The sequence below is a fragment of the Chryseobacterium shigense genome, from assembly GCF_900156575.1.
Lineage (GTDB): Bacteria > Bacteroidota > Bacteroidia > Flavobacteriales > Weeksellaceae > Chryseobacterium > Chryseobacterium shigense.
In genome coordinates this window covers 648,640-675,001 of the sequence record NZ_FTNY01000002.1, presented here as the reverse complement: position 1 = coordinate 675,001, position 26,362 = coordinate 648,640, and the positions used below count along the sequence as shown (strand labels likewise).

The 26,362-nt window shown below is 36.8% G+C and carries 25 protein-coding genes and 5 tRNA genes; 27 read left to right on the top strand and 3 right to left on the bottom strand.

Annotated elements, in window-relative coordinates; translation table 11 throughout:
* Positions 1-27: 27 nt before the first annotated feature.
* Positions 28-112: transfer RNA gene (locus BW964_RS08500), tRNA-Ser, on the bottom strand.
* A 135-nt stretch (positions 113-247) separates the two neighbouring features.
* Between BW964_RS08500 and BW964_RS08495 the strand changes: the two genes are divergently transcribed.
* The 4 genes from BW964_RS08495 to BW964_RS08480 all read left to right on the top strand — a co-directional run bounded on the left by BW964_RS08495 (position 248) and on the right by BW964_RS08480 (position 4,834).
* A complete protein-coding gene (locus BW964_RS08495; RefSeq protein ID WP_076506388.1) occupies positions 248-1,273 on the top strand; it encodes an N-acetylmuramoyl-L-alanine amidase in 1,026 nt (341 codons plus the stop codon).
* Positions 1,274-1,342: 69 nt separating this feature from the next.
* Complete coding sequence (aspA, locus tag BW964_RS08490; protein ID WP_076506387.1) at positions 1,343-2,743, top strand: aspartate ammonia-lyase; 1,401 nt, start codon at positions 1,343-1,345, stop codon at positions 2,741-2,743.
* Between the two features lie 97 nt (positions 2,744-2,840).
* Positions 2,841-3,695: a glycosyltransferase family 2 protein gene (locus BW964_RS08485; protein ID WP_076506386.1), complete on the top strand. Its 855-nt coding sequence runs from the start codon at positions 2,841-2,843 to the stop codon at positions 3,693-3,695.
* A 92-nt stretch (positions 3,696-3,787) separates the two neighbouring features.
* Complete coding sequence (locus BW964_RS08480; protein ID WP_076506385.1) at positions 3,788-4,834, top strand: hypothetical protein; 1,047 nt, start codon at positions 3,788-3,790, stop codon at positions 4,832-4,834.
* On the opposite strand, the gene BW964_RS08475 is transcribed toward BW964_RS08480, so the two are convergent.
* Positions 4,827-6,326, bottom strand: coding sequence for a lipopolysaccharide biosynthesis protein (locus BW964_RS08475; RefSeq protein WP_076506381.1), 1,500 nt, complete (start codon positions 6,324-6,326; stop codon positions 4,827-4,829). The two genes, BW964_RS08480 and BW964_RS08475, sit on opposite strands and share 8 nt — an antisense overlap.
* Positions 6,327-6,335: 9 nt before the next feature.
* Positions 6,336-7,130: an FkbM family methyltransferase gene (locus BW964_RS08470; RefSeq protein WP_076506380.1), complete on the bottom strand. Its 795-nt coding sequence runs from the start codon at positions 7,128-7,130 to the stop codon at positions 6,336-6,338.
* 462 nt (positions 7,131-7,592) lie between these two features.
* On the opposite strand from BW964_RS08470, the gene BW964_RS08465 reads away from it, so the two are divergent.
* From BW964_RS08465 to BW964_RS08355, 23 genes are all read left to right on the top strand, one after another.
* The gene (locus tag BW964_RS08465; protein ID WP_076506378.1) at positions 7,593-8,438 is read left to right on the top strand and encodes an energy transducer TonB; all 846 of its coding nucleotides are present in this window, start codon (positions 7,593-7,595) and stop codon (positions 8,436-8,438) included.
* A 166-nt stretch (positions 8,439-8,604) separates the two neighbouring features.
* Positions 8,605-9,378, top strand: a complete 774-nt coding sequence (locus BW964_RS08460; RefSeq protein WP_076506376.1) for a ParA family protein — start codon at positions 8,605-8,607, stop codon at positions 9,376-9,378.
* 69 nt (positions 9,379-9,447) lie between these two features.
* On the top strand, positions 9,448-10,338 hold the full coding sequence (locus tag BW964_RS08455) for a ParB/RepB/Spo0J family partition protein (RefSeq protein ID WP_076506374.1): 891 nt from the start codon (positions 9,448-9,450) through the stop codon (positions 10,336-10,338).
* Positions 10,338-11,000, top strand: coding sequence for a DUF5683 domain-containing protein (locus BW964_RS08450; RefSeq protein WP_076506372.1), 663 nt, complete (start codon positions 10,338-10,340; stop codon positions 10,998-11,000). The genes BW964_RS08455 and BW964_RS08450 overlap by 1 nt, the downstream gene beginning before the upstream one ends.
* A 65-nt stretch (positions 11,001-11,065) precedes the next feature.
* Entirely contained in the window at positions 11,066-11,767 is a 702-nt protein-coding gene (gene dapB, locus BW964_RS08445) for a 4-hydroxy-tetrahydrodipicolinate reductase (RefSeq protein ID WP_076506751.1), read from the top strand.
* 103 nt (positions 11,768-11,870) lie between these two features.
* Positions 11,871-13,517 carry a signal peptidase I gene (gene lepB, locus BW964_RS08440; protein WP_076506370.1) on the top strand — a complete coding sequence of 549 codons (1,647 nt, stop codon included), beginning with the start codon at positions 11,871-11,873 and terminating at the stop codon, positions 13,515-13,517.
* Between the two features lie 61 nt (positions 13,518-13,578).
* Positions 13,579-14,202: a WbqC family protein gene (locus tag BW964_RS08435; RefSeq protein ID WP_185117113.1), complete on the top strand. Its 624-nt coding sequence runs from the start codon at positions 13,579-13,581 to the stop codon at positions 14,200-14,202.
* A gap of 89 nt (positions 14,203-14,291) precedes the next feature.
* Entirely contained in the window at positions 14,292-15,974 is a 1,683-nt protein-coding gene (locus BW964_RS08430) for a S8 family serine peptidase (protein WP_076506748.1), read from the top strand.
* Between the two features lie 125 nt (positions 15,975-16,099).
* Positions 16,100-16,591 carry a lipocalin family protein gene (locus tag BW964_RS08425; RefSeq protein WP_076506368.1) on the top strand — a complete coding sequence of 164 codons (492 nt, stop codon included), beginning with the start codon at positions 16,100-16,102 and terminating at the stop codon, positions 16,589-16,591.
* 25 nt (positions 16,592-16,616) lie between these two features.
* Entirely contained in the window at positions 16,617-17,306 is a 690-nt protein-coding gene (locus tag BW964_RS08420; RefSeq protein WP_076506366.1) for a YiaD family glycine zipper/OmpA-like lipoprotein, read from the top strand.
* 107 nt (positions 17,307-17,413) lie between these two features.
* Positions 17,414-18,301, top strand: coding sequence for a decaprenyl-phosphate phosphoribosyltransferase (locus BW964_RS08415; RefSeq protein WP_076506364.1), 888 nt, complete (start codon positions 17,414-17,416; stop codon positions 18,299-18,301).
* Positions 18,298-19,617, top strand: coding sequence for an FAD-binding oxidoreductase (locus BW964_RS08410; protein ID WP_076506362.1), 1,320 nt, complete (start codon positions 18,298-18,300; stop codon positions 19,615-19,617). Before BW964_RS08415 ends, BW964_RS08410 begins: the two co-directional genes overlap by 4 nt.
* On the top strand, positions 19,618-20,343 hold the full coding sequence (locus BW964_RS08405) for an SDR family NAD(P)-dependent oxidoreductase (RefSeq protein WP_076506360.1): 726 nt from the start codon (positions 19,618-19,620) through the stop codon (positions 20,341-20,343).
* A gap of 4 nt (positions 20,344-20,347) precedes the next feature.
* Positions 20,348-20,935, top strand: a complete 588-nt coding sequence (locus BW964_RS08400; protein ID WP_076506358.1) for an HAD-IB family hydrolase — start codon at positions 20,348-20,350, stop codon at positions 20,933-20,935.
* Positions 20,936-20,958: 23 nt separating this feature from the next.
* Complete coding sequence (locus tag BW964_RS08395) at positions 20,959-21,423, top strand: hypothetical protein (RefSeq protein ID WP_076506357.1); 465 nt, start codon at positions 20,959-20,961, stop codon at positions 21,421-21,423.
* A gap of 2 nt (positions 21,424-21,425) precedes the next feature.
* Complete coding sequence (locus BW964_RS08390) at positions 21,426-22,601, top strand: cysteine desulfurase family protein (protein ID WP_076506355.1); 1,176 nt, start codon at positions 21,426-21,428, stop codon at positions 22,599-22,601.
* Between the two features lie 85 nt (positions 22,602-22,686).
* Positions 22,687-23,004 carry a thioredoxin gene (trxA, locus tag BW964_RS08385; protein ID WP_034730057.1) on the top strand — a complete coding sequence of 106 codons (318 nt, stop codon included), beginning with the start codon at positions 22,687-22,689 and terminating at the stop codon, positions 23,002-23,004.
* Positions 23,005-23,136: 132 nt separating this feature from the next.
* Positions 23,137-23,210: transfer RNA gene (locus BW964_RS08380), tRNA-Asp, on the top strand.
* 34 nt (positions 23,211-23,244) lie between these two features.
* Positions 23,245-23,318, top strand: a tRNA-Asp gene (locus tag BW964_RS08375).
* A gap of 36 nt (positions 23,319-23,354) precedes the next feature.
* A tRNA-Asp gene (locus tag BW964_RS08370) sits at positions 23,355-23,428 on the top strand.
* Positions 23,429-23,461: 33 nt separating this feature from the next.
* Positions 23,462-23,535 (top strand) — tRNA-Asp (locus BW964_RS08365).
* Positions 23,536-23,920: 385 nt separating this feature from the next.
* Complete coding sequence (locus tag BW964_RS08360; protein WP_076506354.1) at positions 23,921-25,171, top strand: site-specific integrase; 1,251 nt, start codon at positions 23,921-23,923, stop codon at positions 25,169-25,171.
* Between the two features lie 618 nt (positions 25,172-25,789).
* A complete protein-coding gene (locus BW964_RS08355) occupies positions 25,790-26,314 on the top strand; it encodes a Crp/Fnr family transcriptional regulator (RefSeq protein ID WP_084175713.1) in 525 nt (174 codons plus the stop codon).
* Positions 26,315-26,362 lie beyond the last annotated feature (48 nt).

Sequence of the window (26,362 nt, the reverse complement as noted above, 5' to 3'; positions counted from 1 at the left end):
GTATATTGATAGTGTAAGAAAAAATAGCGGAGGGTAAGGGATTCGAACCCTTGCGACGCTTGCACGTCGACAGTTTAGCAAACTGCTCCATTAACCACTCTGGCAACCCTCCTTTTTTCTTATTTTTTAATGATCGTTGTTCCGTTATTGCGAGTGCAAATATAGAACAGATTTCTTTATTTACCAAATAAAATTCAAGAAAAATTTGCGTATTTTTGAAGTGATAAATGGTTAAAAAAATAAACTGATGCGTAAGACATTATATATCATCGGATTAAGTACTTTTGTTTTTTCATGTACTTCCCAACAAAATGTAAAAAAAAATACTTACAAGCCGAAAACCCCGGTATCACAGGCTAAACCCGCAGTTAAAACTCCGGTGGCTGAAACGCCAAGACCTAAAATTACCAATGAGCACGGTGTAGAGTTTTTTACAACCAATCTCGCAGATCCAGCAAAAAATGATAATACAGCAAGCTACGGTTCTATCGTTTCAGCAAAACCTATAGGATATAAAGTTGTAAAGACCTATTTTCCTTCCATTGCCCAGAACTTCAGACAGCGTTACCTCATATTACATTATACAGCACTGAATGACGAGAAATCCCTTACTGCTCTTACCCAGCAGGGCGTAAGCGCTCACTACCTGGTTAATAATACGGGAGACAATGAAATCTATCAGCTGGTAGATGAAAACAAACGTTCCTATCATGCAGGCGTAAGTGCATGGAGAAATGACAAAAATCTTAATGATACCTCTATAGGAATTGAAATCGTTAATACAGGGTATACAACAGATGCCACAGGAAAAAGAACATTTGCTGGTTTCAGTGATGATCAGATTAAAAAAGTGGCAGCACTGGCTAAGGATATTGCCGTAAGATATCAGATTCCGGCAACCAATGTGCTGGCCCATTCCGATATTGCCCCTACCAGAAAACAGGATCCGGGACCAATGTTTCCATGGAAAAAGCTTTACGATGAATATCAGCTTGGAATGTGGTATGACGAAACGGCAAAACAAAACTTCCTGACTCTGGCACAGGCAGATTTTTCTGTAAGATATATCGATCCGTCGTTTATCTTTGTTGTTCAGACGGCATTGCAGAAATTCGGATACTATTTGGATTTAAGTGGAAAATGGGATGATGCAACGAAAAAAACAATCGAAGCTTTCCAGTATCATTTCCGTCCTCAGAATTATGATGGAATCATGGATGCCGAAACATGGGCAATCCTTCAGGCTTTAAATCAAAAATATCCAGCGAAATAAAAATTCAAACGCATCGGTTAAGATGCGTTTTTGTTATATTTAAAAATAAAAACAGTTAAATTATCTGTAATGGAAAATTTCAGAAAAGAAAGTGACCTGTTAGGCGAGTTAAATGTGCCTGCAGACGCTTATTACGGAGTACAGACGCAAAGAGCGATCGATAACTTTAAAATCTCAGGACAGCTTTTGTCTTCCTACCCGGACTTTATCAAAGGGTTGGCTTTTGTAAAAAAAGCAGCGGCAAAAACCAATTATGAATTAGGTCTGCTTGATGAAAACCTATATTTCAAAATAGCAGAAGCTTGTGATGAAATTGTAGCAGGAAAATACCACGACCAGTTTCCTGTAGATATGATTCAGGGAGGGGCCGGAACTTCAATCAATATGAATGCGAATGAAGTGATTGCCAATATCGTTTTAGAAAAACTAGGAAAAAATAAAGGTGAGTACGAATTCTGTTCACCGAATGACCATATCAATCTTTCCCAATCCACTAACGATGCGTATCCTACAGCGATCAAAATGGGATTATTGCATATGAACATTGGCCTTGTGGACAGACTGGAGAAAATTGTTGAAGCTTTCCGTGCTAAAGGAAACGAGTTTCACGATGTGATCAAAATGGGCCGTACGCAGCTTCAGGATGCCGTTCCTATGACTTTGGGACAGGAGTTTGAAGCTTATGCTGCCACATTGGAAGAAGATATTTCTAAATTAAATAACAATGCTGACCTTTTCGTAGAAGTGAATATGGGAGCTACAGCGATCGGGACAGGATTAAATGCTCCGGTAGGGTATGCAAAACTTTGTGCGAAAAATCTGGCTCAGATTACAGGATTTCCGGTTATTTCCGCTCCTAATCTTGTAGAAGCAACACCGGATACGGGCTCATATGTGATTTATTCTTCCGCTACAAAACGTCTTGCTGTAAAGCTTTCCAAAATCTGTAATGATTTAAGATTACTTTCTTCAGGTCCGAGAGCTGGATTATTCGAGATCAATCTTCCTCCGATGCAACCGGGATCATCCATTATGCCTGGAAAAGTAAATCCTGTTATTCCGGAAGTGGTGAACCAGGTTTGTTTTAAAGTATTTGGAAATGATCTTACCGTAACTTTTGCCGCAGAAGCAGGACAATTACAGCTTAATGTAATGGAGCCTGTACTTTCCCATGCGATCATGGAAAATATCAATTTCCTTAGCAATGCACTGGACACGCTTCGTGAGAAATGTATAGTAGGAATTACGGCTAACAAAGAGATCTGCCTGAATATGGTAAAACACAGCATCGGTATTGTAACGGCATTGAATCCGTATATCGGGTACAAAAAGTCTACAGAAATCGCGAAAGAAGCATTGGAAACCGGAAATAGTGTTTATAATCTGGTTTTAGAGAAAGGGATTCTTTCACAGGAAAAATTAGACGAAATTCTTGACCCTAAAAACATGCTGACGCCGCATAATAAATAGAAAAGCTATCAATGATCAATGATAAGTGATGAACGATACTCCCGTGTCAGGAATTTATCATTGATCATTCATTATTCATCACTCATAACTTAAACGCGTGACGTTTTTAATCATCATTCCTGCCCACAACGAAGAAGAAAATCTTCCCTTCACTCTGGAATCTTTACAGAAACAAAGTTGTAAAGATTTTAAAACCGTGATTGTTAATGACGGGTCTACGGATAAAACACAGGAAGTGATTCGGAAATATACCGGTCAGGACTCCCGTTTTGAAACGGTAGATCTTCAGAAATCATCGCATCAGCCGGGTTCTAAAGTCGTCAATGCATTTAAAAACGGACTGAAGACCCAGAATATAAATGAATTTGATATCATCTGTAAATTTGATGCCGATATTATCCTTCCCGAAAATTATCTGGAGACCGTCCAAAATGCTTTTAAAAACAATCCTGAATACGGACTTGTTGGCGGCCTGTTGTACGTTGAAAGAGAAGGGGCTTGGGTGTATGAAGGCAATTCAAATAGACATCACGTAAGAGGCCCTGTGAAAGCCTACCGCAAAGAATGTTTTATACAGATGGGCGGAATAAGGGAAACATTGGGATGGGACAACATTGATTCCATTCTTTTGCAAAATCTAAGCTGGAAGGAAACTGTCATTCCTGAACTTCAGGTAAAACTGATTAAAGTGAAAGGAGCTGACTATACCATCAGACCAGCAGATTATTACGGAAGATATTTTTATTTTTTAGGACTGAATAGATTCCTGGCTTACATTGCCGCCTCAAAAGAAGCTGCGAAGAGTCAATCTGTTTCCTTTTTCTTTAGCATCATCAAAGCTTACGAAGCCTGTAAAACAGAAAAACTGGAACTGAAAATCTCAAAAGACGAGCAGAAATCCATCAACGCTCAACGCTGGAAAACGCTCAGGAAAAAATGGCTGAAAATCTAAAAATGATAGACAGAGATTCATTAAAGCCATTTACCTTTACTAATCTCTAATCTCTAATCTCTAATCTCTAATCTCTAATCTCTAATCCCTCATTGAAAAATATCGCCTACATCGAAATAGACACCCACGCAGAAATTGCACAAGCCTTCATGGACATTATGAAGGACTCTTCTGAACTGAGCGTAGATTATTACTTTTCGAAAAAGATTAAAGATAGAGTGGAGGAGACAGGAGAAACCATTTTTTTATCCGACAGTTCGATGATTCTGGAACAGCTGAAGTTAAAAAAATATGACTTGATTATTATTGGGACTGTTCATCGGTATTTCAATACTTTTCATGCATTGGTCCAAAAATACAATGCAGCAATTATTGTTCATAATATCAATTTTTCACTAGCCTCAAAAAGTGCTCTGATGAAGAGTATTTTCAAAGGGGATGTCATCTACAGGCTGAAGCTTTGGTGGAAAGAAGGTCTGTTCTACACATCGAAGGCATACCGGAATGCCAGAAACCTGTTGGTCCTGGATGAAGAACTTTCAGTAGGTAAGTACAAATTTCTGCCCCTTTTTTACAACGAAAATTCCGAAAAACCGGAAAATAAACATTTTACCGTTGTTATTCCCGGAGGAGTTTCTCAAAAAAGGAGAGATTATCTCCATGTTTTTGAAACCATTCAACAGGTAAAAACCGAAGAAAAGTTTGAATTTATATTTCTGGGGGAAGCTAAAGACAGCGAACTGAAACAACTTCAAAAATTGTCTCAACAACTCCCTGAAAACATCTCCATACAATATTTTTCTGACAGAGTTTCGAATACCGATTTTCAAAAAGGAATGCAGAAAGCAGATATGCTATGGTGTCCTATCCGGCAGAAAACAGAATTTTTCAGCAGGGAAGAAGTGTATGGCCGTACCAAAATGACCGGGAATCTGGGAGACGCCATCAGATATGGTAAAATAGCCGTTTTCCCCAAAGATTATCCATCGAAACTGGAATTTATTATTCCGGAGAAGGAAAATGTTATAGAGCAGTTTAAAGAGCTTAAAAACATTCATTTCGATTTCCAGAAAAGCTACCATAAAAAGGCCGTACTCAAAAAGCTTGAGGAAGTCCTTTCCCAATTGGCTGCTATTTAAATTTAAAAATACTCTTAATAAATTTTGCATTCACATAATTCTCTATGGGGAAAACTTTGGTGAAATGATTCCCGATATAGATCAATACAAGAACGACAGCCGGTTTGTAAACTAAGTTGATGAAGTTATTATGGAAAGTTGGTAAAACAATAGCCACTGTAATCGCTAAAGTACAGATAATTGAAACAAAAATCATCTCGATTGTTAACGGAGAAACTTTAAATACAAAATAATTAAATACAATTTTTACAACATTATAAGTTGTAAGAGAAATAGCAGTGGATAAAGCGACCCCAATCAATTTCAGATCTGTATTTTTTAGAAAATAGAAATTCAAACCAATGGTGAGTCCCGCCAGAAGAAGCATCACCAGAATATTGAATTTATAATACCTGGAAAGTGAGATAATATTTCCGTTAAATCCTGTTGCTAAATCCACCAAAACAGCAGATCCCCAAATCCAGACTACAGGTTCGTATTCTCTTAACATAACTCCGTTTTTGGGCATAAAATGAGTCAGATAGGGAAAGCCTACCATGATGCATGAAAACAGGACGGCACCCAAAAAATATAGAGATAAAGATGTCTTTTTATGGAACCTGTCGAGTTCATCCATATCACGGTCAGCCAAAGCTTTACTGATGATCGGGGCTGAAATATTAAACAGTCCTAGCTGTGGAACAGAGATTAATGAAATCAGAGCGTACAGAATAGAGTAGATTCCAACTTCTTCCATGCCCAGAAATTCCCCGATCATAAAATTATTGATCGCAAGATAATTACCGAAAGTCCCTAAAAACCCAAAAAAACTATAAGCTGCAAACTCTTTGTAAAAATGATCTTTTTTAAAGTATCCCGTACTAAAATCAAATTGAATCTTTTCCAGCTTGTTCGTGTAAAAAATATAACCGATAAACATCAGGAAAAACATTCCGAAGAAAAATAGCAATGCTGTTTTTTCAGGGATCGATGAGGTTGCCGGATAGTGTGAGACCAGAGATATAAAAATAAGGAAAGCTCCCAGGTTAGCAATTTTAGGAAAAAGATTGTCGAAAATGTTGGAAACAACAATTCGTTTATAATTTGAAATATATTTATTGAAAATAGCACAAAATGAAAGCATTAAGGTAAGAGGAAGGATAATTTCTTTAATCTTCCAGGCTTTCATATTCTTAAATCCCGGAAAAATGTAGGGAAGTAGAAAAAAAACGACTAAAAATAAAATGAAATTGATAAAAACGGCAGCCAGCGAAAGCGAGAGCATATTGTGCCGTTTTCCATCTTGATCTACCTTGTTGAAAAATTTCACATTGGAATAGGAAATCCCAAAAACGACAAAAGGAACCAGCATTTCTGCAGTGGGCATAATGTATCTTAATGTTCCGTAAAACTCAAGATTATTTGTAAAAATAAAAATAGAAAAGGTTCCCAGCAAAAAACCAATATAACCTATGATGGAATACTTGAAGCCCTGTCTCGCTACTACACTCATAATGTTCTTTTAATGGTTTTTTGGCGTAAAAATAATGTTGTTTATATAGCTGGTTTTGTTTTTTTCATCGTTTGTATTGTGGGTAAGAATCTCTTCCGTGAGAAGTTCCAGCTTAAAACTGTTACGGTTAAGATACTGAGCTTCATATCCCCAGTTCTTAACTTCAGAAATATCGTTCCATATCGGATTATCATGGTGTCTCTGTTCCATTTCAACCATTAATGTCGGAAGGAATTGTTTGATGATTTCTTTGGCGCCGGAAAGGGTTTTCATTTCATTTCCCTCTACATCTATTTTGATGAAATCCAGCCTGTCGAAATGCTCTATAGCAGCCCATTCATCCAGTTTGATCACCTTGACCTTTTCGGTGTAGCTTTTCTCTTCACCTTTTTCTTTGTATGAAGTGTTTAAAGTGCCACGGGAAGCAATTTGTCGCCCGTTAATGATAGGAACTTTAAATTCAGCCGTAGTGTTTTCGTCAGAAAGAGCTAGCGGAAATATCCTCATTGCCGGGAAAAGCCTTTTCAGACGTCGGTAAAGCTTTTTATTCGGTTCGAAACCATAAATATTTTCATGATTGAGTTTGCTTTCCAGTTGATAGAGAAAAGTTCCGACATTGGCTCCGATGTCCAGTATTACAGCATTTTTCGGAAGGTACTCCTTGATCCATACCAGCTCCGGTTCTACATTACGTGCCGAAAAATTAGTTTCTGTAAGATGGTTTAAATTTTTAAAATATCTTTTCTTGTAAAAACTCGGACTTATATACTGTAGTTTTTCTGCAATTTGTTGATATAAAGACATTCTTGATTGTTTGACGAAAAGCAAAGATAAGCAAAAATGTTAAACTAATGTTAAAAAAACACAAATATAACCATTTGATTATCAATTCATAACTATAATGTCGTGTTTTGTAAAAAATTGAACTTTAGCAGGTTGGAGCTTTATGATAAAGACGATTCTCGAAGTGTCTGTTTTAAATATAATTTCTTTCTGTGGCCGTCGCTTAGTATTTAAAATAAAGCTTTGTTTAAATTGATTTCAAATCTTCATTAAAATTATCAATAGCTAATCGTTAATGTACAAGTGTTTTCAGGCTTTTGGGTATCATGAAACCTGTTTTTATTAAATCTTTCATATAATTCGTTAAATAATTAACATTTGTTCAATTTTATGGCAAGATTGTTGATGGAGATTTTAAACTTTTTGCAAAAAGACCTTAAAACTAATAATCACTGATTTTAACAGTTTAAATATTTAATAGTGATGAAACACCTAAATCAAAACCAGGAATTTCGTTTCAACGAAGTTCTTTTTGAGCACCGCAACAAAGAATACGGTGCCTATGCTTTAAGAAATGAATCAGATCGAATACTCACCAAAGCACTTTTTGTAGGAGTGAGTTTATTGGCTGCCATTTCAATAACGCCTCTTGTAATCTCGGCATTTACAAACGAACCGTCTGTTCATGTACCTGTAGACGGCCCTCCGGTAATCATTAAACTAAAAAAGGTTGACGATCAGCAAAGACCACCGGTAGAAATTGTAAAGCCTGTTCAGCCTGTTTCTCCACCAAATGTGAAACAAGTAGATACTTCTGTACCTGTACCTAAAAGTGATGCAATAGAGCCAATAAAACAGAATAAACCTAAAGATGCAACTTCCGGACTAATAGATAACCTGAAAGGAGATCCTGTAAAACCCGATAGCTATCTTCCTCCACCTCCTGTTATAGGAAATGGGCCTGTGATAAAAGATACTCCTGTACCAGCTCCAAAAGTAGATGATAATCACATCGCAAATAAAGGAGAGCTAAGTGCAGAAGCAATATTTGCAGGAGGAATTGATTCATTCAGAAATAAAGTGATTGGTAAATTTGACAGCTCGGGGTTTGAAGGAACCGGAGAAACAATGAGAACGATCATCACCTTTGTAGTAGAAAAAGATGGAACGATCTCCGGAATTAAAGCTGATGGTAAAGATGCTGAATTTAATAAAGAAGCTATCCGAACTATTAAAAGTGTCGGAGGAACCTGGAAAGCAGCTAAAAATAAACAAGGCGAGACCGTAAGAAGTTATTTCAAATTTCCTATCACAATGAACTTTGAATAAATGACATAAAAAACAGATCTTAATAGTTATCCACAAAGAATTTTTTTTGTGGATAATTTTTTTTATCGTTAAGGTGTTTATTAACAATACTTTAACTCAATTTTGAATTTCGCCATTCATACAGAGCAAAGAAAAAAGTGTATTTTTGAAATCTAAAGTTCTAATAATGGCAAAAATCATAGGTATCGCTAATCAAAAAGGTGGAGTTGGAAAGACGACCACAGCTGTAAACTTGGCGGCAGCATTAGGGGTATTGGAAAAAAAAATACTTCTCATTGATGCAGATCCACAGGCTAATGCAACCTCAGGGCTTGGTGTAGATGATGTTCAGTATTCTACGTATAATCTTCTGGAGCACAGCGCAGATACAAGAACCTGTATCAAAAGAACCGCTTCTCCCAATCTGGATATCATCCCTTCACATATTGACTTGGTTGCAGCAGAAATCGAGCTCGTGGATAAAGAAAACCGTGAGTATATGCTGAAGAAAGCCTTGGCAGAGGTGAGAGAGGATTATGATTATATCATCATCGACTGTGCACCCAGTTTAGGACTTATTACGGTGAACGCTCTTACTGCAGCAGATTCTGTGATCATTCCGATCCAGTGCGAATATTTTGCATTGGAAGGGTTAGGTAAGCTTTTGAATACTGTAAAAAATGTACAGAAAATCCATAATAAAGATCTTGGAATTGAAGGTCTTCTTCTTACCATGTACGACAGCAGACTGAGACTGTCAAACCAGGTAGTGGAGGAAGTAAATTCACATTTTCCGGACATGGTTTTTGAAACCATCATCAGCAGAAATGTAAGATTAAGTGAGGCACCCAGTTTTGGAGAAAGCATCCTGAACTACGATGCTGAAAGTAAAGGAGCGATCCAGTATATTCAGCTGGCAGAAGAAGTCTTGCTGAAGAACGAAAATTTAGTAAAAAATTAATTTAATAATAAATGGATCCTAGGTGAATCTACATCGTCACTTATCAATTATCATTTATCAATTATATCTATGAAGGACAAAAAAAGAGCTATGGGACGCGGTTTAGGTGCTATTTTAAGTGCTGAATCCAAGGCGAGTGTCAACTCCGCTACCGATGAAGGAGCAGATAAGTTTGTGGGGAATATTGTAGAGGTAGCCCTTGAAGATATTTATCCCAATCCTACTCAGCCAAGGACTTATTTTGATGAAAAAGCATTGAACGAACTTGCTCTGTCCATCAAAAATTTAGGGATAATCCAACCGGTTACCTTAAGGAAAGATGGAGAGAAATTCGAAATCATATCAGGGGAAAGACGTTACCGTGCAAGTAAAATAGCCGGGCTTTCAACGATTCCTGCTTATATCCGCTTAGTAAATGATCAGGAGCTGCTTGAAATGGCTCTTGTTGAAAATATTCAGAGAGAAGATCTTGATGCTATCGAGATTGCTTTAACCTATCAGAGACTTTTGGATGAAATTGGTCTCACTCAGGAAAATCTGAGCCAGAGAATAGGAAAGGATAGAAGTACCATTACCAACTCTATCAGGTTGTTAAGGTTGAATCCCGATATTCAGAATGCGATCAGAAGCGGTGAGATTTCAGCAGGGCACGGAAGAGCAATCATTAGTCTTGAAAGTGAAGAACATCAGCAGATCTTATTTGACCTGATCATTAAAGAAAAACTCAATGTACGTCAGGCTGAACAAGCTGCGACAGTATTGAAAAATCCTAAATCACCGGCAGCGAAAAAAGTAAATGCTGAGCTTTCCAACAATTTTAAGAGAGTACAGAAAACGATCGCTGATATTTTAGACGTAAAAGTAGAGATCAAAACCTCCGGAAACGGTAAAAAAGGTAAAATCGTCCTGGACTTCAAAAATGAAGAAGAACTGGAGTATATTTTATCCCATATTAAATAATGAAGAAAATATTTTTCACATTTTTTTTGTGCACTTTTGCTTTAGCCTATTCGCAGGTCACTCCCGGCGACACTGTTCGCGTAGGGCCTCTTCCGAAGGATAGTATTGCAGTGGTAACTCAATCATCTTCAAAACCTGCAAAACCTGTGAAAACAGAAGCTAAGATTATAGCAGATCTTGAAAATGCAAACGGACCCACAAAGAAAACGATCAAACTGAACCCTACAAGAGCCGGACTGTATTCTGCAGTATTTCCCGGACTGGGGCAGTATTACAATAAAAAGTATATAAAAATTCCTATTGTTTGGGGCGCTATGGGAGCCGGTATCGGATATACGATCTGGAGTAATAATCAGTACAAAAAATATCGGGAATATTATGTGGCAAAACTTAACGGAACCCCCAATCAGTTTGTAGATGACAACCCCGGACTGGATAAAAGAGCTTTTGGAAATGCCCAGGACAGATATAAAAGACAAAGAGATTACGCCATAGCTATTACAGGCCTGATCTATATTCTGAACATCGTAGATGCCGTGGTAGACGCTCATCTATACGAAAGTAGACATGACCCGGATCTTACTTTTAGCCCTACTGTGATTCAGGATCAGTATGGCGTTACTCCTCCCAAAACCGGATTAAGTTTAAGCTACAGATTTTAATACAAATTTTTAATAAAAGTGATACCAGCCGTATGGCTCAGGATCATACTAAATACAGACATCACATGAGAATAGCATTAGTTGGATACGGTAAAATGGGGAAGATCATTGATGAGATCGCACAGAAGAGAGGACACGAAATAGTGGCCCGTCTAAAAGAAACTCCAACAGCAGAAAACCTTAATAATCCCGACGTCGCTATTGAATTTTCATTACCGGAAGTGGCATACGATAATATCAAAGCATGTCTTAAACATCAGATACCGGTGATCTGTGGTACCACTGGTTGGCTGGACAAAAAGGAAGAAGTTGAAAAAATTGCGGTAGACAACGACAGCGCTTTCTTATATGGATCAAACTTTAGTTTAGGGGTGAATTTGTTTTTTGCCCTGAACGAAAAAGTAGCCGACATTATGAAAAATGTGGATGAATACTCATGTCAGCTGGAAGAAATTCATCACATTCACAAAAAAGATGCGCCCAGCGGAACAGCCATTTCAATTGCTGAAGGCATCATCAAAAATAATCCTAAATTTAACGCCTGGAAACTGGAAGAAACTCAGGACAAAGAGCTGGGCATTTTTGCTATCAGAGAAGATGAGGTTCCGGGGACTCACAGCGTTTACTACAAAAGTGAGGTGGACGAAATTGAAATAAAACATACGGCCTTCAACAGAAATGGGTTTGCACTCGGAGCTGTAGTCGCTGCAGAATGGATCAAAGACAAAAAAGGAAACTTTACAATGAAAGACGTTTTGGGGCTTTAATTTGTAACAAATACGCTAACTACTCAACTAATAACAGGTAATGGTGTTATCATGTATTAATCATCATTGATCATTTATATTATCAGAATAGGCACAAAAAACTATGAATTATTTTTTAACTTATACAGTATATGTTCTCATTTTATCTGTACTGATGGGGATTTCCACTTGGAAACTGTTCAAAAAAATGGGATACAGTCCCTTATTTGCATTTATACCTTTCTATAATTATTTCATTATTTTAAAGGAAACCGAACATCCGAAATGGTGGGCTATCTTTTCCTATCTGCCGATAGTAGGACCTATTATGATGTCTGCTTTCCATATTTATTTAATGAAAAAATTTGGAAAATCTCTTTTCAAAGACCAGCTGCTTACCGTGATCCTGCCGTTTATCTATATGGCTACAGTGAACTATTCTAAAGATGCAGAAGTAGAGGATGAAAATGCCAACGACCTCTTTATGACAGATGAAGAGAAAAATGCAAAAAAGAAAGATACCTTCTTAGGATCTATTACTTTTGCAGTAGTTTTTGCGACTATTATTCACGTTTTTGTAACACAGCCATTCGGTATTCCCACAGGATCTATGGAAAGAACACTTCTTGTAGGTGATTTCCTTTTTGTGAACAAATGGAGCTACGGTTACAGAATGCCGATGCGTCCCGTTGCTATACCATTCCTTCAGGGAACCATTATGGATACAGGGCAGAAAGGAAACCCGAAAGATGATCCAAAATCATACGTTGATGGCATCAAACTGCCTTATACAAGAATTTTCCAGTTCAGTAAGCCGCAGAAAAATGATGTGGTCGTATTCAATTATCCTAGAGATTCTGTGCATACAGCGATCGACAGAAAAGATCCTTACGTTAAAAGATGTGTGGCTGTTGCAGGCGATACTTTTGAGATGAGAGCCGGAAGACTATTTGTCAATGGAAAATCAGAAAAAGTTTTAGGAGATCAGGAAGTACAGCACCGATACATTGTTAATACAGGAAGCCAGCTGGATATTCCTGCACTATATAACACTTACGGATTCTTACCGGTACAGGAAGTGCAGGGTGAGAAAGGATATATTTATGCTTTCCAGGGATTGACGGATAAAACCGCTAAAGAAATCAAGCAACTTCCTCAGGTCATAGACATGAAAGAGGATATTACCCCTAAAGGAGAAGCTGCCGTATATTACAGAGACGAAGCCAAAACAAAAATAGATACCACTCAATCCATCTTCCCGATCAATCAGCCTTGGAACCAGGACTGGTATGGCCCGCTGAGAATTCCTAAAAAAGGAGATGTGGTAGCAATCAATAGCCAAACCCTTCCAATGTACCAGTGGATTATTTCACAGTACGAGCACAACAATCTTGAGAAAAAGAACGGAAAGATCTTTATCAATGGAAAAGAAGCTAATAATTATACCATCCAGCAGGATTATTATATGATGGTAGGAGACAACCGGGATGCTTCACTGGATGCGAGATTCTTTGGTTTCGTTCCGGAAGAAAATATTGTTGGAAAACCGATGTTTACGTGGATGAGCCTTCAGGGTGCTTTTTCAGACAGCAGCTCTACGTATCAGGCACCGTTTAAAGTTCGTTGGGACAGAATGTTTAAAGCAACCAACACAGGAGAAGCCAATAAAACTTCATACTGGTGGGTAGCCGCAATGATTCTTATCCTGTTTTTCGGATGGGAATATTTCATGAAACTTTTCGGAAAGAAAAAAACGGAAGACGAAGTATAATTTAATGTAAAATTTAAAGATAAAATGAAGTATTTGAAAAGATACTTCATTTTTTAATAGGATGAATATGACAAATGTATTATTGCCGGTATTTTATATGCCCCCGATTTCATGGTTTTCAGTGTTTTTGAATCCTGATAACGAGATTGTATTTGAACAGTTTGAGAATTTCCCTAAGCAGACCTACAGGAGCAGAACCAATATCTATGGGGCTAATGGAAAGCTTTCTTTAATCATTCCTGTCCATCATAACGGTAAAAGAGAATTCAAAGATATCGAAATCTCTTACAGAGAAGACTGGAGAAGCTTACACTGGAAATCCATCAAGACTGCCTATCAGAGTTCTCCTTACTTTGAATATTATGAAGATCAATTGAAGAAAATATTTGAGCTTGAGGAAAAATTCCTCCTTGATTTCAATCTTAAAGTATTAGAGATTATACAGCAGATCCTCAAAACAGAAAAGGCACAGTCTTTGAATGAAGAATATATCAAAAATCCTGAAAGCATTAATTTTAGAGAAAAGTTTTCGGCGAAACTTCCTTCTGAATTTCAAATGGGAGAATACTACCAGACCTTTTCAGATAAATTAGGATTTTTAGAAGATTTGTCAATTTTAGACCTTATATGTAACAAAGGACCTGAATCTCTGACTTATATCAAAAGTATTAAACAACCGTATTAGCATGAAATCGCCGTTAACGAAATTTTCTGAACAATGAATCAATGAAAATGACGATCTCATCAAATATAGAAAAAAATAAATATCGACATATGAAAAAGGTACTATTAGCAGCTGTTTTTCTTACAGGCTTCAGTTTCTCTTATGCTCAGGAAGCTTCGGCAAAAAGCATGGATCCAAAAGAAGATAAAGATCTGATGACCTGGTACCATAAAGACTTTTCAACTACAAAAGTATATGGAGTAAATACCGCAAACGCTTATAAATATTTAGAATCAAAAGGCCTTAAACCTAAAACTGTTGTAGTAGGAGTTTTAGACAGTGGTGTTCAGGTTGATCATCCAGGTCTTGTAAAAAATATTTGGTCCAATCCTAATGAAGTTCCCGGAAACGGAAAAGATGATGATGGAAACGGATATATCGATGATGTACATGGATGGAACTTTATCGGTGGAAAAAATGGCGATATTGATATCGACAATATGGAAGTAACAAGAGTTGTTGCTAAATATAAGTCTGTTTTCGAAGGTGATGATTCATCAAAAAACAAAGCAAACCAGGCGAAAATGCCCGAAGAGTTTGCTCTGTATATGAAATCTAAAGAGCTTTTCAATAAGAAGAGTATTGATGCAAAACAAAGCTTGCAGACGTACACCATGATCAACAGCATCATCCCCAATATGGTGAAGTTGTTAGGAGGTAAGCCTGTTACTGCAGAAACTTTGCAGGGAATTAAGCCTCCCACAGATCAGAAAGATGCCATTGCACTTCAGGTTCTGGGACAGGTTTCTCAAAGTCCTGAATTCAAAGGGAAATCTTCCGCTGAATTCGAGAAATTGATGAACGAGCAAATGAAAGAAGCCATTGATCACTTTGCTCCGCAGGCTAAGCAGTACGATCTGAGCTATGACCCAAGAAAAGAAATTGTAGGAGATAACTACGATGATTATTCTGAAAAAATTTACGGAAACAACCACTATGAAGGACCGGATGCAGAGCACGGAACACACGTTGCAGGAATCATTGCAGGTCTTCCGCAGGGAAAAGAAATACAGTATGGGGTAGCTTCTAAAGTAGCTAAAATCATGTCTGTAAGAACAGTTCCAAATGGTGATGAGAGAGATAAAGACGTTGCCAACGCTATCCGTTATGCAGTAGACAACGGAGCTAAAGTTTTAAACATGAGCTTTGGAAAACCTGTATCTCCAGGGAAAAATGTAGTATGGGATGCTTTTAAATATGCTGAAGAAAAAGGCGTACTTCTAGTAAAGGCAGCCGGTAACGAAAACGAAGATGTTGCCGAGCACTTGGCTTTCCCGACCAACTTTAAAAATGTTACGGATGAAAAACCATTCGTCAATAATGTATTGGTTGTAGGAGCAAGTACCAACAGAAATAATGAGCTCAGAGCCGATTTCTCTAATTTTAACAAAAAAATGGTCAACGTTTTTGCACCGGGTGAACAAATTTACTCTACCGTGCCTAAAAACGAATATAAATATCTTCAGGGAACTTCTATGGCATCTCCTGTAGTAGCGGGAGCAGCGGCAGTATTGCTGGCTTATATGCCAAACCTGAAGCCTGATCAGATCATTGAAGCACTTGTGAAAAGCAGCAATCTGAGTTCAGAAAACAAATTTCCTGAGTTTTCTCAGGCCGGAGGAGTAATCGATCTTCAGAAAGCAGCAGAATATGCATACACCAACTTTTATAACGGAAAATCATCAGGTAATGCTAAGCCTGCGAAATCCATAAAAAAGGCTGTTAAAAAATAATATATATCCCTGAATATAAGGGAAAACCATCTGAAGTCCGAAATTTTCGGACTTTTTTTGTTTTTATTTTTCAATTTGGCACGGTTTTTTGTAACTTTATAAATAACAAAATAATAAACAACAAAATGAAAAAGTTACTACTTGCAGGGATGATCGGAACATCACTTTTTGCAGTGTCTTGTTCCTCAGTGAAAAAAGCGGAAACATCACAAAACCAAAGAGTTGAATACCTTAAATTAAAAGGCGACTGGCAGATTGTTAGCGTTGATTATGAAAAAGGATTCAAAATCAAACCTTTTGACGAAGGAGCAGATGCTCAGTGTTTTGTAGGAAGTCATTGGAGATTAATTCCTAATAACTACACCGGTGCCTATACTTTAAACGGAGGTGGAGCTTGCCCAAGCATTACTCAGCCTATTAAATTTGAAGTAAAAGATGGCAATACTTTCCTGTTTAAAAAAATTGCTGCGGGAACTAAAGCTAAGCAAAATACTGTAGGATATTCTTTAACTATTGCCAACCAGTCTACAGATCAGTTCTCACTTGTACAGAGCGTTCCTTTTGACGGGAATACAGTGCAGGTTGTTTACAACTTTCAGAGAACGGGAATGAAATAATTTATCAATTTTAAAAAATTACAAAATGAAATTTACTAAAACATATATAGGAGCTCTTTTCTTATCATCAGCATTATTATTAACAAGTTGTGAAGCTGTGCAGAATTCCAACCACCAGCAAAGAGGTACAGCAGTAGGTGTTGCCTCAGGGGCTGTCCTTGGAGGTATTTTGGGTAATAACGTAGGAAGTGGTAAAAACTCAGCTTTAGGAGCAGTACTGGGAGGGATTATCGGTGGTGTTGCAGGTAACGTTATCGGTAACAAAATGGATAAGCAGGCTAAGCAGATTAAAGAAACTTTACCTGGAGCTGAAGTAGAAAGAGTAGGAGACGGGATTAAAATTACCATGAACGAAAGCATTGTAAACTTTGCCTTTGACTCTTCAAATCTTACTTCCACTGCTCAAACCAACCTGAATAAATTAGCTCAGGTACTGGCTGACAACCCGGATACCAATATCAATATCTACGGACATACAGACAGTAAAGGAGCAGATGCTTACAACTTGTCGCTTTCCCAAAGAAGAGCAGACGCTGTGAAAGCTTATTTATCCGGAAAAGGAATCGCATCAGCAAGAATGTTTACCAAAGGAGAAGGAGAAGCGATGCCAGTGGCTAGCAACGACACAGATGAAGGAAGAGCTAAAAACAGAAGAGTAGAATTTGCTATTACAGCCAATGAAAAAATGATTAACGAAGCCAAGCAAGGGCAGTAATTAATTTTATATATAAATATTTTCGTAAAAGACCGCCTCGGCGGTTTTTTTTGTATTTTTATGATTTAAATTTTGAATTCATTATTTTTGTAACTGAAATAACATAAATGAAGAAATATCTTAAACTCCTCCGGGTAGAGCAGTGGGTCAAAAACTTATTTGTTTTCGTTCCTTTGTTCTTTTCAGGAAACATTACAAACATAGACTTACTCAGCAAAAGCATCTTTGCATTTATTATTTTTTCCCTCGCAGCAAGCGTCGTTTATATCCTCAATGACTACAATGATATAGAAGCAGACAGTAAACATCCTGAGAAAAGGAGAAGACCTCTGGCCAGCGGAGCCATTTCAAAATCAAAAGCTTTAGGAATTCTTACCGGACTCATTATTATCGATATAGCTCTTGTAGCCCTTGCTCAGCTTTATTTTCATGAATCTTTATGGAAATTTGCCACGATCATAGGTCTTTATATTGTGATCAATATTGCCTATACCTTTAAGCTTAAACATGTTCCCATTATCGATATTTTCATTATCGCTTTAGGTTTTGTACTAAGAGTTTTGGCAGGAGGTTATATTACAGGCATCGGCATTTCACAATGGGCCATCCTGCTTACCTTTGTGCTGGCTCTTGTGTTGGCCATCGGAAAAAGAAGAGGAGAGCTCATCAATGCACAGGTTTCAGGAAAAACAAGAAAAGCACTGGACGGATATAACGTGCAGTTTGCAGATATTGCCCTGTCTATTTCAGTAACCCTGGCGATTGTCTGTTACCTGATGTTTACGCTTTCCCCTGAAGTGCAGGCAAGATTTCATGAGCGAGTTTTCTATACGGTAATATTTGTGGTTTTTGCATTTTTAAGATATCTGCAGCAGACATTGGTATACAACAGGACAGAGTCTCCTACCAAAATTGTCTACAGAGACCGGTATATACAGGTAACTTTAGTACTTTGGGTTGCCGCATTTTTAATTCAGATTTATTTTAAAAAATGAAGCCAAATTTCACACAAAAGGTGACCAATTGGGGAAATTTCCCTGTGGTAGAGAAAGAAATGAGATCCGAGGATAGCTTCAAAAAAATAAAGGAGTTTGTTCTTAATCATAATGAGATTATTGCAAGAGGAAATGGAAGATGCTATGGTGATGCTTCTCTGGGAGAGACCATATTTTCTACCAGGAAATTAAATAAGTTTATCAGTTTCGACCGCCTCAACGGGATTATAGAATGTGAATCCGGCGTATTGCTTTCAGATGTACTTGAAATTGCAGTTCCGCAGGGATATTTCCTGTATGTAACTCCTGGAACAAAGTTTATTTCCGTTGGGGGCGCTATTGCTTCAGATGTTCATGGCAAAAATCATCACTCAGAAGGCTGTTTTTCAGAATATGTGATGGAATTTAAGCTGATGACAGAAAAAGGAGATATTATAACCTGCTCCAGAGATGAAAATTCAGATAAATTCTGGGCCAGTATAGGAGGAATGGGACTGACAGGAATTATACTTACCGTAAAATTCAAACTTAAAAATATAGAAACCGCTTACATTCGTCAGGAAAGCATTAAAGCAGAAAATCTGGATGAAATTTTCAGACTCTTTGAAGAAAGTGAAAGCTGGACCTATACTGTAGCGTGGATTGACTGTCTTCAAAAAGGAAAAAATCTCGGAAGAAGCATTCTGATGAGAGGAGAGCATGCTTTTCAGCACGAACTTCCCCAAAACCTCACCAAGCAGCCATTAAGACTGAAAAAAAAGCTTCAGCCAACCGTTCCGTTTTATTTTCCGGGATTTGTTTTGAATGCACTCACAGTGAAGATATTTAATCTTCTGTATTACAAAAAACAGGCAAAAAAAGAAGTAAAATCATTTATTGATTACGAAACCTTTTTTTATCCGCTGGATGCTATTACCGATTGGAATAAAATCTACGGAAAATCAGGTTTTATTCAGTATCAGATGGTAATTCCCAAAGAAGCGGGCAAAGAAGGAATGAAACAGATCCTTGAAACTATTGCCGCAAGTGGCAACGGATCATTTCTGGCTGTTCTGAAGCTTTTCGGAAAAAATAATCCTGAAGCGTATAACTCATTTCCTTTTGAAGGCTATACTTTGGCTCTTGATTTTAAGGTCAATTCAAAATTGAAAAAGCTGGTGGAGAAATTAGATGATACCGTGCAGCAGTTCGGAGGAAGGATTTATCTTACCAAAGACAGCATGAGCAGGTCTTCACTCACCAATTATCTTAAAAATATTCAAAGTTCAAAATTTGTGTCTTTGCAGCACAAAAGAATCATAAACAACAATTCATAAATGATAGTTCTGGGAAGTACGTCTGAGGTAGCTCAGGCTTTTGTGGAAAAGGCTCTTCAGGAGGGAGAAAAGTTTGAGAAAATATATCTTTTCACTTCAAGTAAAGAAACCACCGAAAGATTTGCACGGCATATTGATGTGAAATTTCTGCAGCAGTCCGAAGTGATCGAAATTGATCTGATGAAAGAGATTGATTATAATACATTTGATCATGTCAGTTCAAATGTATTATTTTGTGCTGTCGGATATTTAGGAGATGCAACCGAGGAGGGACTTTATGACAACAGGAATACAGAAAGGATTATCCAGATCAATTATTCCAAACTGATTCCGGTAATGAACTATTTTGCCCAAAAGTTTGAAAGCAGAAGATCGGGAACCATCATCGGACTGTCTTCTGTAGCTGGAGACAGGGGGAGGCAGAGTAATTTTATTTATGGTAGCGCAAAAGCTGCTTTTACTGCGTATCTTAGTGGACTCCGAAATTACCTTTTTGAGAAAAAAGTACACGTCCTTACCATAAAACCGGGCTTCATGGCCACAAAGATGACAGAAGGACTGCCTTTGAATCCTAAACTGACGGCAACCCCAAAGCAGGCAGCGGAATGCATTTATAAAGCTTTTAAAAAGCAAAAGAATGTAGCATACGTTTTGCCGGTTTGGAGTATTATTATGATGATTATCAGGAATATACCTGAATTTATATTTAAAAAATTAAAGCTTTAATAAAATGAAAAAATTGTATTGTTTTGATTTTGACGGAACCCTTACCTATAAAGATACCATGTTCCTGTATCTTAAATTCTATGATCCCACAAAATTCCGGATACAATTTTTAAGACACGTTCCTCTTTTTATTTTACTGAAATTAAAGCTTGCCGAAACGGAAAAAGTAAAGAAAAGCTTTATCGGATCTATTCTGAAAGGGCAAAGTCAGGAAAAAATAGAAATGAAATCTAAACAGTTTTTTGAACATCATTATCCCAGAATTGTAAGGGAAAATGCCCTTGACTTTATTAAAAATATCGATAGGAATAATACACAAAGCTTATTGGTCACCGCATCATTGGATATCTGGGTAAAACCTTTTGCTGAAGAATTGAAAATGCAGCTGGTATCCACGCGTGCAGAGTTTAAAAACGGTATTTTTACAGGAAATTTCATAGGTAAAAACTGCAATGGAAGTGAAAAACTGGTCAGAATAAAAGCTGAAATACACGATTCTAAATACGATAAAATTATTGCTTTCGGAGATACTTCCGGAGACCGGCAGATGCTTAAATGGGCAAATGAGGGTCATTACCAATTTTTTCACTAATTTTGGGTGGTAAAAATGTAAAAATGAAAAGACTGCTTATTATATGTACTGCAATCTTAATGAACTGTACTGCTACGCCGTCTCAAAAATTATCAGATATGCAGAATAATGCAGATCTGCTTGTTTCTGAGTCTCAGGGGGGTACAGATGTAGCCGGATTTACTATTATTAAAAGTGAACAGGAATTCCGAAACGCCATCAAGGGTAGTTTTGGTCTTATTGATTTGAAAAAAGAACCGTCTGTCAACTACCCGAAATTTCCTAAAAATAAAAAAGTAGTTTTATATCACATGGGAATCTTTAGATCTGGGAGCCATAGAGTGACCAGTATCAGAAATATTTCTGTAAAAAACAATGTCTTGTCTGTGGAAGTTCCGGATGCAGCATCAGGCGGAATGGAAATTCAGGTACTTTCAAATCCCTGGTTTATCTTTGCCGTTCCTTCAGATTATCAGTTTACCTCAGTAGAATTAAAATATTCCAAATAATAATGAACAAAATATATTTAGATAACGCTGCAACAACCCCTCTTTCAGAAGAAGTGATAGATGCAATGGTGAGCACCATGAAGATGAATTTCGGAAATCCTTCTTCTACCCACAGCTTTGGCCAGGAAGCAAAGATCCTCATTGAAAATGTAAGAAGACAGGTGGCAGATTATCTTCATGTAAGTCCTGCAGAGATTATCTTTACATCCTGCGGAACAGAATCGAATAACATGATCATCAAATCCAGCGTAGAGCACCTTGGGATAGAAAGGATCATCAGTACTCCAATGGAACATAAATGTGTTTCAGAGACCGTTCTGGATATGAAAAACAGGAAAGGAGTAGAAGTAAATTATATCCGTCCCAATGAAAAAGGGGATATTGACCTTCATCAACTGGAAGAGCTGTTAAAAGCTTCAGATAAAAAAACATTGGTCAGCTTGATGCATGCCAATAATGAGATTGGGAACATCGTGGATATCAAAAAGATTGCTGAACTCTGTAAAGAGAATAATGCCCTTTTCCATTCTGATACCGTACAGACGATGGCTCACATGAATCTTGATTTTTCGGAGATCAAGGTAGACTTTGCTTCATGCAGTGCCCACAAATTTCATGGTCCTAAAGGGGTAGGTTTTGCTTTCATCAGAAAAGCAACGGGAATGAAAGGAATTATCACTGGAGGACCTCAGGAACGAAGCTTAAGAGCAGGAACGGAAAACGTAAGTGGTATCGTGGGTCTTGGAAAAGCTCTCGAAATTTCTTTACAGCACATGGAAGAATACACCCAACATATGCAGGAGATCAAAGACTATACTATAGAAAGGCTTTCTGATGCGATTCCGGGGATTAAATTCAATGGAAGAAGTGCAGAGAAGGAAAATAGTCTTTACACGGTTTTAAGCGCTTTATTACCGTATAAAAATCCATTGATAGGACTTCAGCTGGATATGAAAGGAATTGCCATCTCTCAGGGCAGTGCATGTTCTTCAGGAGCATCTAAACCTTCTATGGTGATGATGATGGTTCTTTCCGAAGACGAAATGGATCATTGTACACCATTACGTATTTCTTTCAGCCACATGACGACAAAAGCAGAGATCGATGCCCTAGCAGAAGCTTTGGAGGAAATTTCAAAAGACTATGCTATAGAAAAAACAAATGTTGAGCATAGATAGTCTTATGGCTTAAAAATCGTAATTTTGAATATCCAATAAAGGATTACAATAAGAATATAATATTAATTTAAATAAAAGAAACAAAATGGCTTTAGAAATTACGGACAGCTCATTTCAGGAAACGGTTTTAAAATCAGATAAGCCGGTATTGGTTGACTTTTGGGCAGTATGGTGTGGACCATGCAGAACTTTAGGACCAATCATCGAAGAAGTAGCATCAGATTTTGAAGGAAAAGCAGTAGTAGGAAAAGTTGATGTAGACAACAATCAGGAAATTTCAATGCAATATGGCATCAGAAACATCCCTACAGTTCTGATTTTTAAGAACGGTGAAGTGGTTGATAAATTGGTAGGCGTGACTCCAAAAGAGATCATCGCTGAAAAATTAAGCGCACACTTGTAAAAAATAACTTTGATAATGAACGCCTTCCATTTTTGGAAGGCTTTTTATTAGGAAATAATTTGCAGGTAATAAAAAAAGTCGTAGTTTTGCAATCACAAAAAAGAAACAACGTTCTTTATAACAACAGAAAATGATCCGGTAGTTCAGCTGGTTAGAATGCCGCCCTGTCACGGCGGAGGTCGCGGGTTCGAGTCCCGTCCGGATCGCAAAAGTTTTTCAATTTACTTTTAAAAAAAATTAGATCCGGTAGTTCAGCTGGTTAGAATGCCGCCCTGTCACGGCGGAGGTCGCGGGTTCGAGTCCCGTCCGGATCGCAGAAGTTTTTATTCAATTTCTTTTAAAAAAAAATTGATCCGGTAGTTCAGCTGGTTAGAATGCCGCCCTGTCACGGCGGAGGTCGCGGGTTCGAGTCCCGTCCGGATCGCAGAAGTTTTCATCAATTTACTTTAAAAAAATTGATCCGGTAGTTCAGCTGGTTAGAATGCCGCCCTGTCACGGCGGAGGTCGCGGGTTCGAGTCCCGTCCGGATCGCAACTATTAAATCATAATAGTACAAAACGCTTTAAAACGTATGTTTTAAAGCGTTTTTCGTTTTATGTCTGTTCTTAAAGAGATAAATAAGCACAATCTGATAGTGTCCTATTCAGTGACCTTAGAAACCTCGTTATGGAGGTCACTGAAACAATTAAATATTCAATATGATTATTCTTACAATTAACAGTCTAATAAGTTGAATATTCTTTGAAATTCTTAATTAGTTTTTCAATTTAAAGTGACCTATAATAGTGACCTTAATTAGTTTGGTTTAGTGGGTCACTAAATATTTGATAAACTCCTGTAGGAAGCCTATTCAGAAAGTGAATATCTTGTCAATGTTTTTTACTGAGGTTAATTTTAAACTCTTAAATTCAAATAAATGAACAAGACATTTAATCTGCTTTTCTATGTGAAAAAATCTAAGATCAATGCTTCTGGAAATGTACCAATATATTTACGTATTACCATTGATGGTAAAATAACTGAGATTAGTACAAAGCGTACAATAAAAATTTCAAAATGGAATTCTGATTCGCAGAAGGTCAGTGGGACATCTGAAGAATGCAAATCACTTAATTCTTATTTGAAGACATTTGAGCAGAAAGTTTATAACACTTATCACTGTTTGGTGAAAGACAACGAACAGGTAACATGTGAAACTATTAAGAATCGACTACTGGGAAAAGACGAATTCAACAGAACTCTAATTCCTATTTTTAATGACCATAATGAGCGAATGGAGAAACTTATAGGGAAGGAGTTTGCAATTGGTACATTGGGGAGGTATAGAACTTGTCTCAGTCATATCAAAGAATTTCTAAAATGGAAATTCAAAGTATCAGACATAGATGTAAAAAAAATTAATTATACTTTTCTGAACGATTTTGAATTTTTTTTAAGAACTGAAAAATCTTGTAATAACAATTCGGCAGTAAAGTACATTAAAAACTTTGGTAAGATAATACGTAGCTGTCTTGCTAAAGGTTGGATGGAAAAGGACCCATTCCTTAATTATCATTCAAATTTTGATGAAGTAACAAGAGTATTTTTGAATGAACAAGAATTGGAAAAGTTGTTCAACAAAGATTTTAAAAATGAACGTTTGTCGCAGGTTAGATACATCTTTCTCTTCAGTTGTTATACTGGTTTGGCTTATATTGACACAAAAAAGCTAACACGGAATCACATACATATAGGGTTAGATGGTAATCAATGGATTTATACAGTAAGGCAGAAAACTAAAACAACTTCTAATATCCCTTTACTTACTCAAGCGGAAGACATTATTAAAAAGTATCTCAATCACCCTACTTGCATTAACACTGGGAAGTTGCTTCCAATTCTAAGTAATCAGAAAATGAATGCATATCTTAAAGAAATTGCCGATTTGTGCGATATCAATAAAGAGCTTACTTATCATATTGCGCGTCATACCTTTGCTACTACCGTAACCTTATCAAATGGGGTTCCAATTGAGAGTGTAAGCAAAATGCTTGGACACAAGAATATTAAGACTACTCAACATTACGCAAAAATTCTAGATAAGAAACTAAGTGAGGATATGTCCGCATTGAAAAAAGTTCTATTAGATAAAGAAAAACAAAAGAAACAATCGCAAGTTCTAAAATAGTGCAGGATTTATGTTTGCTCAAAAAAGATTTTGTTTTAATATTTACAAAAACTGTATCAAAGTTGTAAAATGGTACCTAGCAACATAACAGCACGAACTGAAATGAATCATAAATAATTCTAAGTAATGAGAGGTTAATTTAAAATTTTTTAAAGCTTCAATGAACAATGATCATTGAAGTTTTTTATAAATCACAAAATTCCAAGTCTTCCTAATTACTATACTGTTGAATTATCAATCACAAATTTTTATCCTACTTATTCTTTAGCATTAAGATCCCGGGAATCATTTATTCCCTCTAGTATACCAATATTAATTATTTCTAGATAAATTTTATTTATAAGAAAGCGATTTGTATAACTTATTGTGTTTCTGAAATATGTCCAATTAAGGACTTAATTTAATTTCACATTAAGCGCCTAATGCTAAACCTATTTGAAGGAGATAAGATTTTATATCTTAATACAATCTTTTTCTTATTTTAGTTATCTCTAGATGAAATATAAATTCATATTAAGTTCTTTGCCAAAGATGTTCATTTAATCAAAAAGTGTTAATTTAATCATATTTATTATGGATGAGCTTGTACTTCGAAAGCATTTCACATAATTAGTTGAGATCAATGATGAAGAATTTCTACAAATAATTAATTTTTTTAAAAAGCAGTTATTTAAAAAACATTATATATTAGTTTCCAGAGGTGCAGTTGCTCCTTTAGAGTATTTTGTGGTAAAAGGACTTCTCAAATCAACTCATACAGACTCAGAGGGAAAAGTACAAATCATGCAATTTGCCTATGAAAACTGGTGGATCTCAGATATGCAATCTTTCAATACCGGTGCACCTGCCCAATTTGATATCGATTGTTTAGAAGACACTACCGTTTTTTCAATTTCTCATGAAGACAAAGAGGACTTGTGCAGGATTTCAAACAAGATGCAGTATTTTTTCCGTCGAAAAGCTGTGTACAATATGATTGCTTTACATAAGAGGGTTCTTATGCTTCTAAGTTCTACTGCCTCTGAACGTTATGAAGCATTGCTTAAACAGTATCCTCAACTTCATGAACGTGTTTCAAAGAAACTCATTGCAGGATATCTTGGAGTAACGCGTGAAACATTAAGCAGGCTTTCAACTACTTAACCTCACATGCATTAATCAGAATTTATTTTAACAAAATTCTACTTTTCA

Bases quoted from the DNA above. Each gene is read 5' to 3' on its own strand.
- BW964_RS08495 (WP_076506388.1), top strand. From the start codon at position 248: ATGCGTAAGACATTATATATCATCGGATTAAGTACTTTTGTTTTTTCA.
- aspA (WP_076506387.1), top strand. From the start codon at position 1,343: ATGGAAAATTTCAGAAAAGAAAGTGACCTGTTAGGCGAGTTAAATGTG.
- BW964_RS08475 (WP_076506381.1), bottom strand. From the start codon at position 6,326: ATGAGTGTAGTAGCGAGACAGGGCTTCAAGTATTCCATCATAGGTTAT.
- BW964_RS08470 (WP_076506380.1), bottom strand. From the start codon at position 7,130: ATGTCTTTATATCAACAAATTGCAGAAAAACTACAGTATATAAGTCCG.
- BW964_RS08465 (WP_076506378.1), top strand. From the start codon at position 7,593: ATGAAACACCTAAATCAAAACCAGGAATTTCGTTTCAACGAAGTTCTT.
- BW964_RS08460 (WP_076506376.1), top strand. From the start codon at position 8,605: ATGGCAAAAATCATAGGTATCGCTAATCAAAAAGGTGGAGTTGGAAAG.
- BW964_RS08455 (WP_076506374.1), top strand. From the start codon at position 9,448: ATGAAGGACAAAAAAAGAGCTATGGGACGCGGTTTAGGTGCTATTTTA.
- BW964_RS08450 (WP_076506372.1), top strand. From the start codon at position 10,338: ATGAAGAAAATATTTTTCACATTTTTTTTGTGCACTTTTGCTTTAGCC.
- dapB (WP_076506751.1), top strand. From the start codon at position 11,066: ATGAGAATAGCATTAGTTGGATACGGTAAAATGGGGAAGATCATTGAT.
- lepB (WP_076506370.1), top strand. From the start codon at position 11,871: ATGAATTATTTTTTAACTTATACAGTATATGTTCTCATTTTATCTGTA.
- BW964_RS08435 (WP_185117113.1), top strand. From the start codon at position 13,579: ATGAATATGACAAATGTATTATTGCCGGTATTTTATATGCCCCCGATT.
- BW964_RS08430 (WP_076506748.1), top strand. From the start codon at position 14,292: ATGAAAAAGGTACTATTAGCAGCTGTTTTTCTTACAGGCTTCAGTTTC.
- BW964_RS08425 (WP_076506368.1), top strand. From the start codon at position 16,100: ATGAAAAAGTTACTACTTGCAGGGATGATCGGAACATCACTTTTTGCA.
- BW964_RS08420 (WP_076506366.1), top strand. From the start codon at position 16,617: ATGAAATTTACTAAAACATATATAGGAGCTCTTTTCTTATCATCAGCA.
- BW964_RS08415 (WP_076506364.1), top strand. From the start codon at position 17,414: ATGAAGAAATATCTTAAACTCCTCCGGGTAGAGCAGTGGGTCAAAAAC.
- BW964_RS08410 (WP_076506362.1), top strand. From the start codon at position 18,298: ATGAAGCCAAATTTCACACAAAAGGTGACCAATTGGGGAAATTTCCCT.
- BW964_RS08405 (WP_076506360.1), top strand. From the start codon at position 19,618: ATGATAGTTCTGGGAAGTACGTCTGAGGTAGCTCAGGCTTTTGTGGAA.
- BW964_RS08400 (WP_076506358.1), top strand. From the start codon at position 20,348: ATGAAAAAATTGTATTGTTTTGATTTTGACGGAACCCTTACCTATAAA.
- BW964_RS08395 (WP_076506357.1), top strand. From the start codon at position 20,959: ATGAAAAGACTGCTTATTATATGTACTGCAATCTTAATGAACTGTACT.
- BW964_RS08390 (WP_076506355.1), top strand. From the start codon at position 21,426: ATGAACAAAATATATTTAGATAACGCTGCAACAACCCCTCTTTCAGAA.
- trxA (WP_034730057.1), top strand. From the start codon at position 22,687: ATGGCTTTAGAAATTACGGACAGCTCATTTCAGGAAACGGTTTTAAAA.
- BW964_RS08360 (WP_076506354.1), top strand. From the start codon at position 23,921: ATGAACAAGACATTTAATCTGCTTTTCTATGTGAAAAAATCTAAGATC.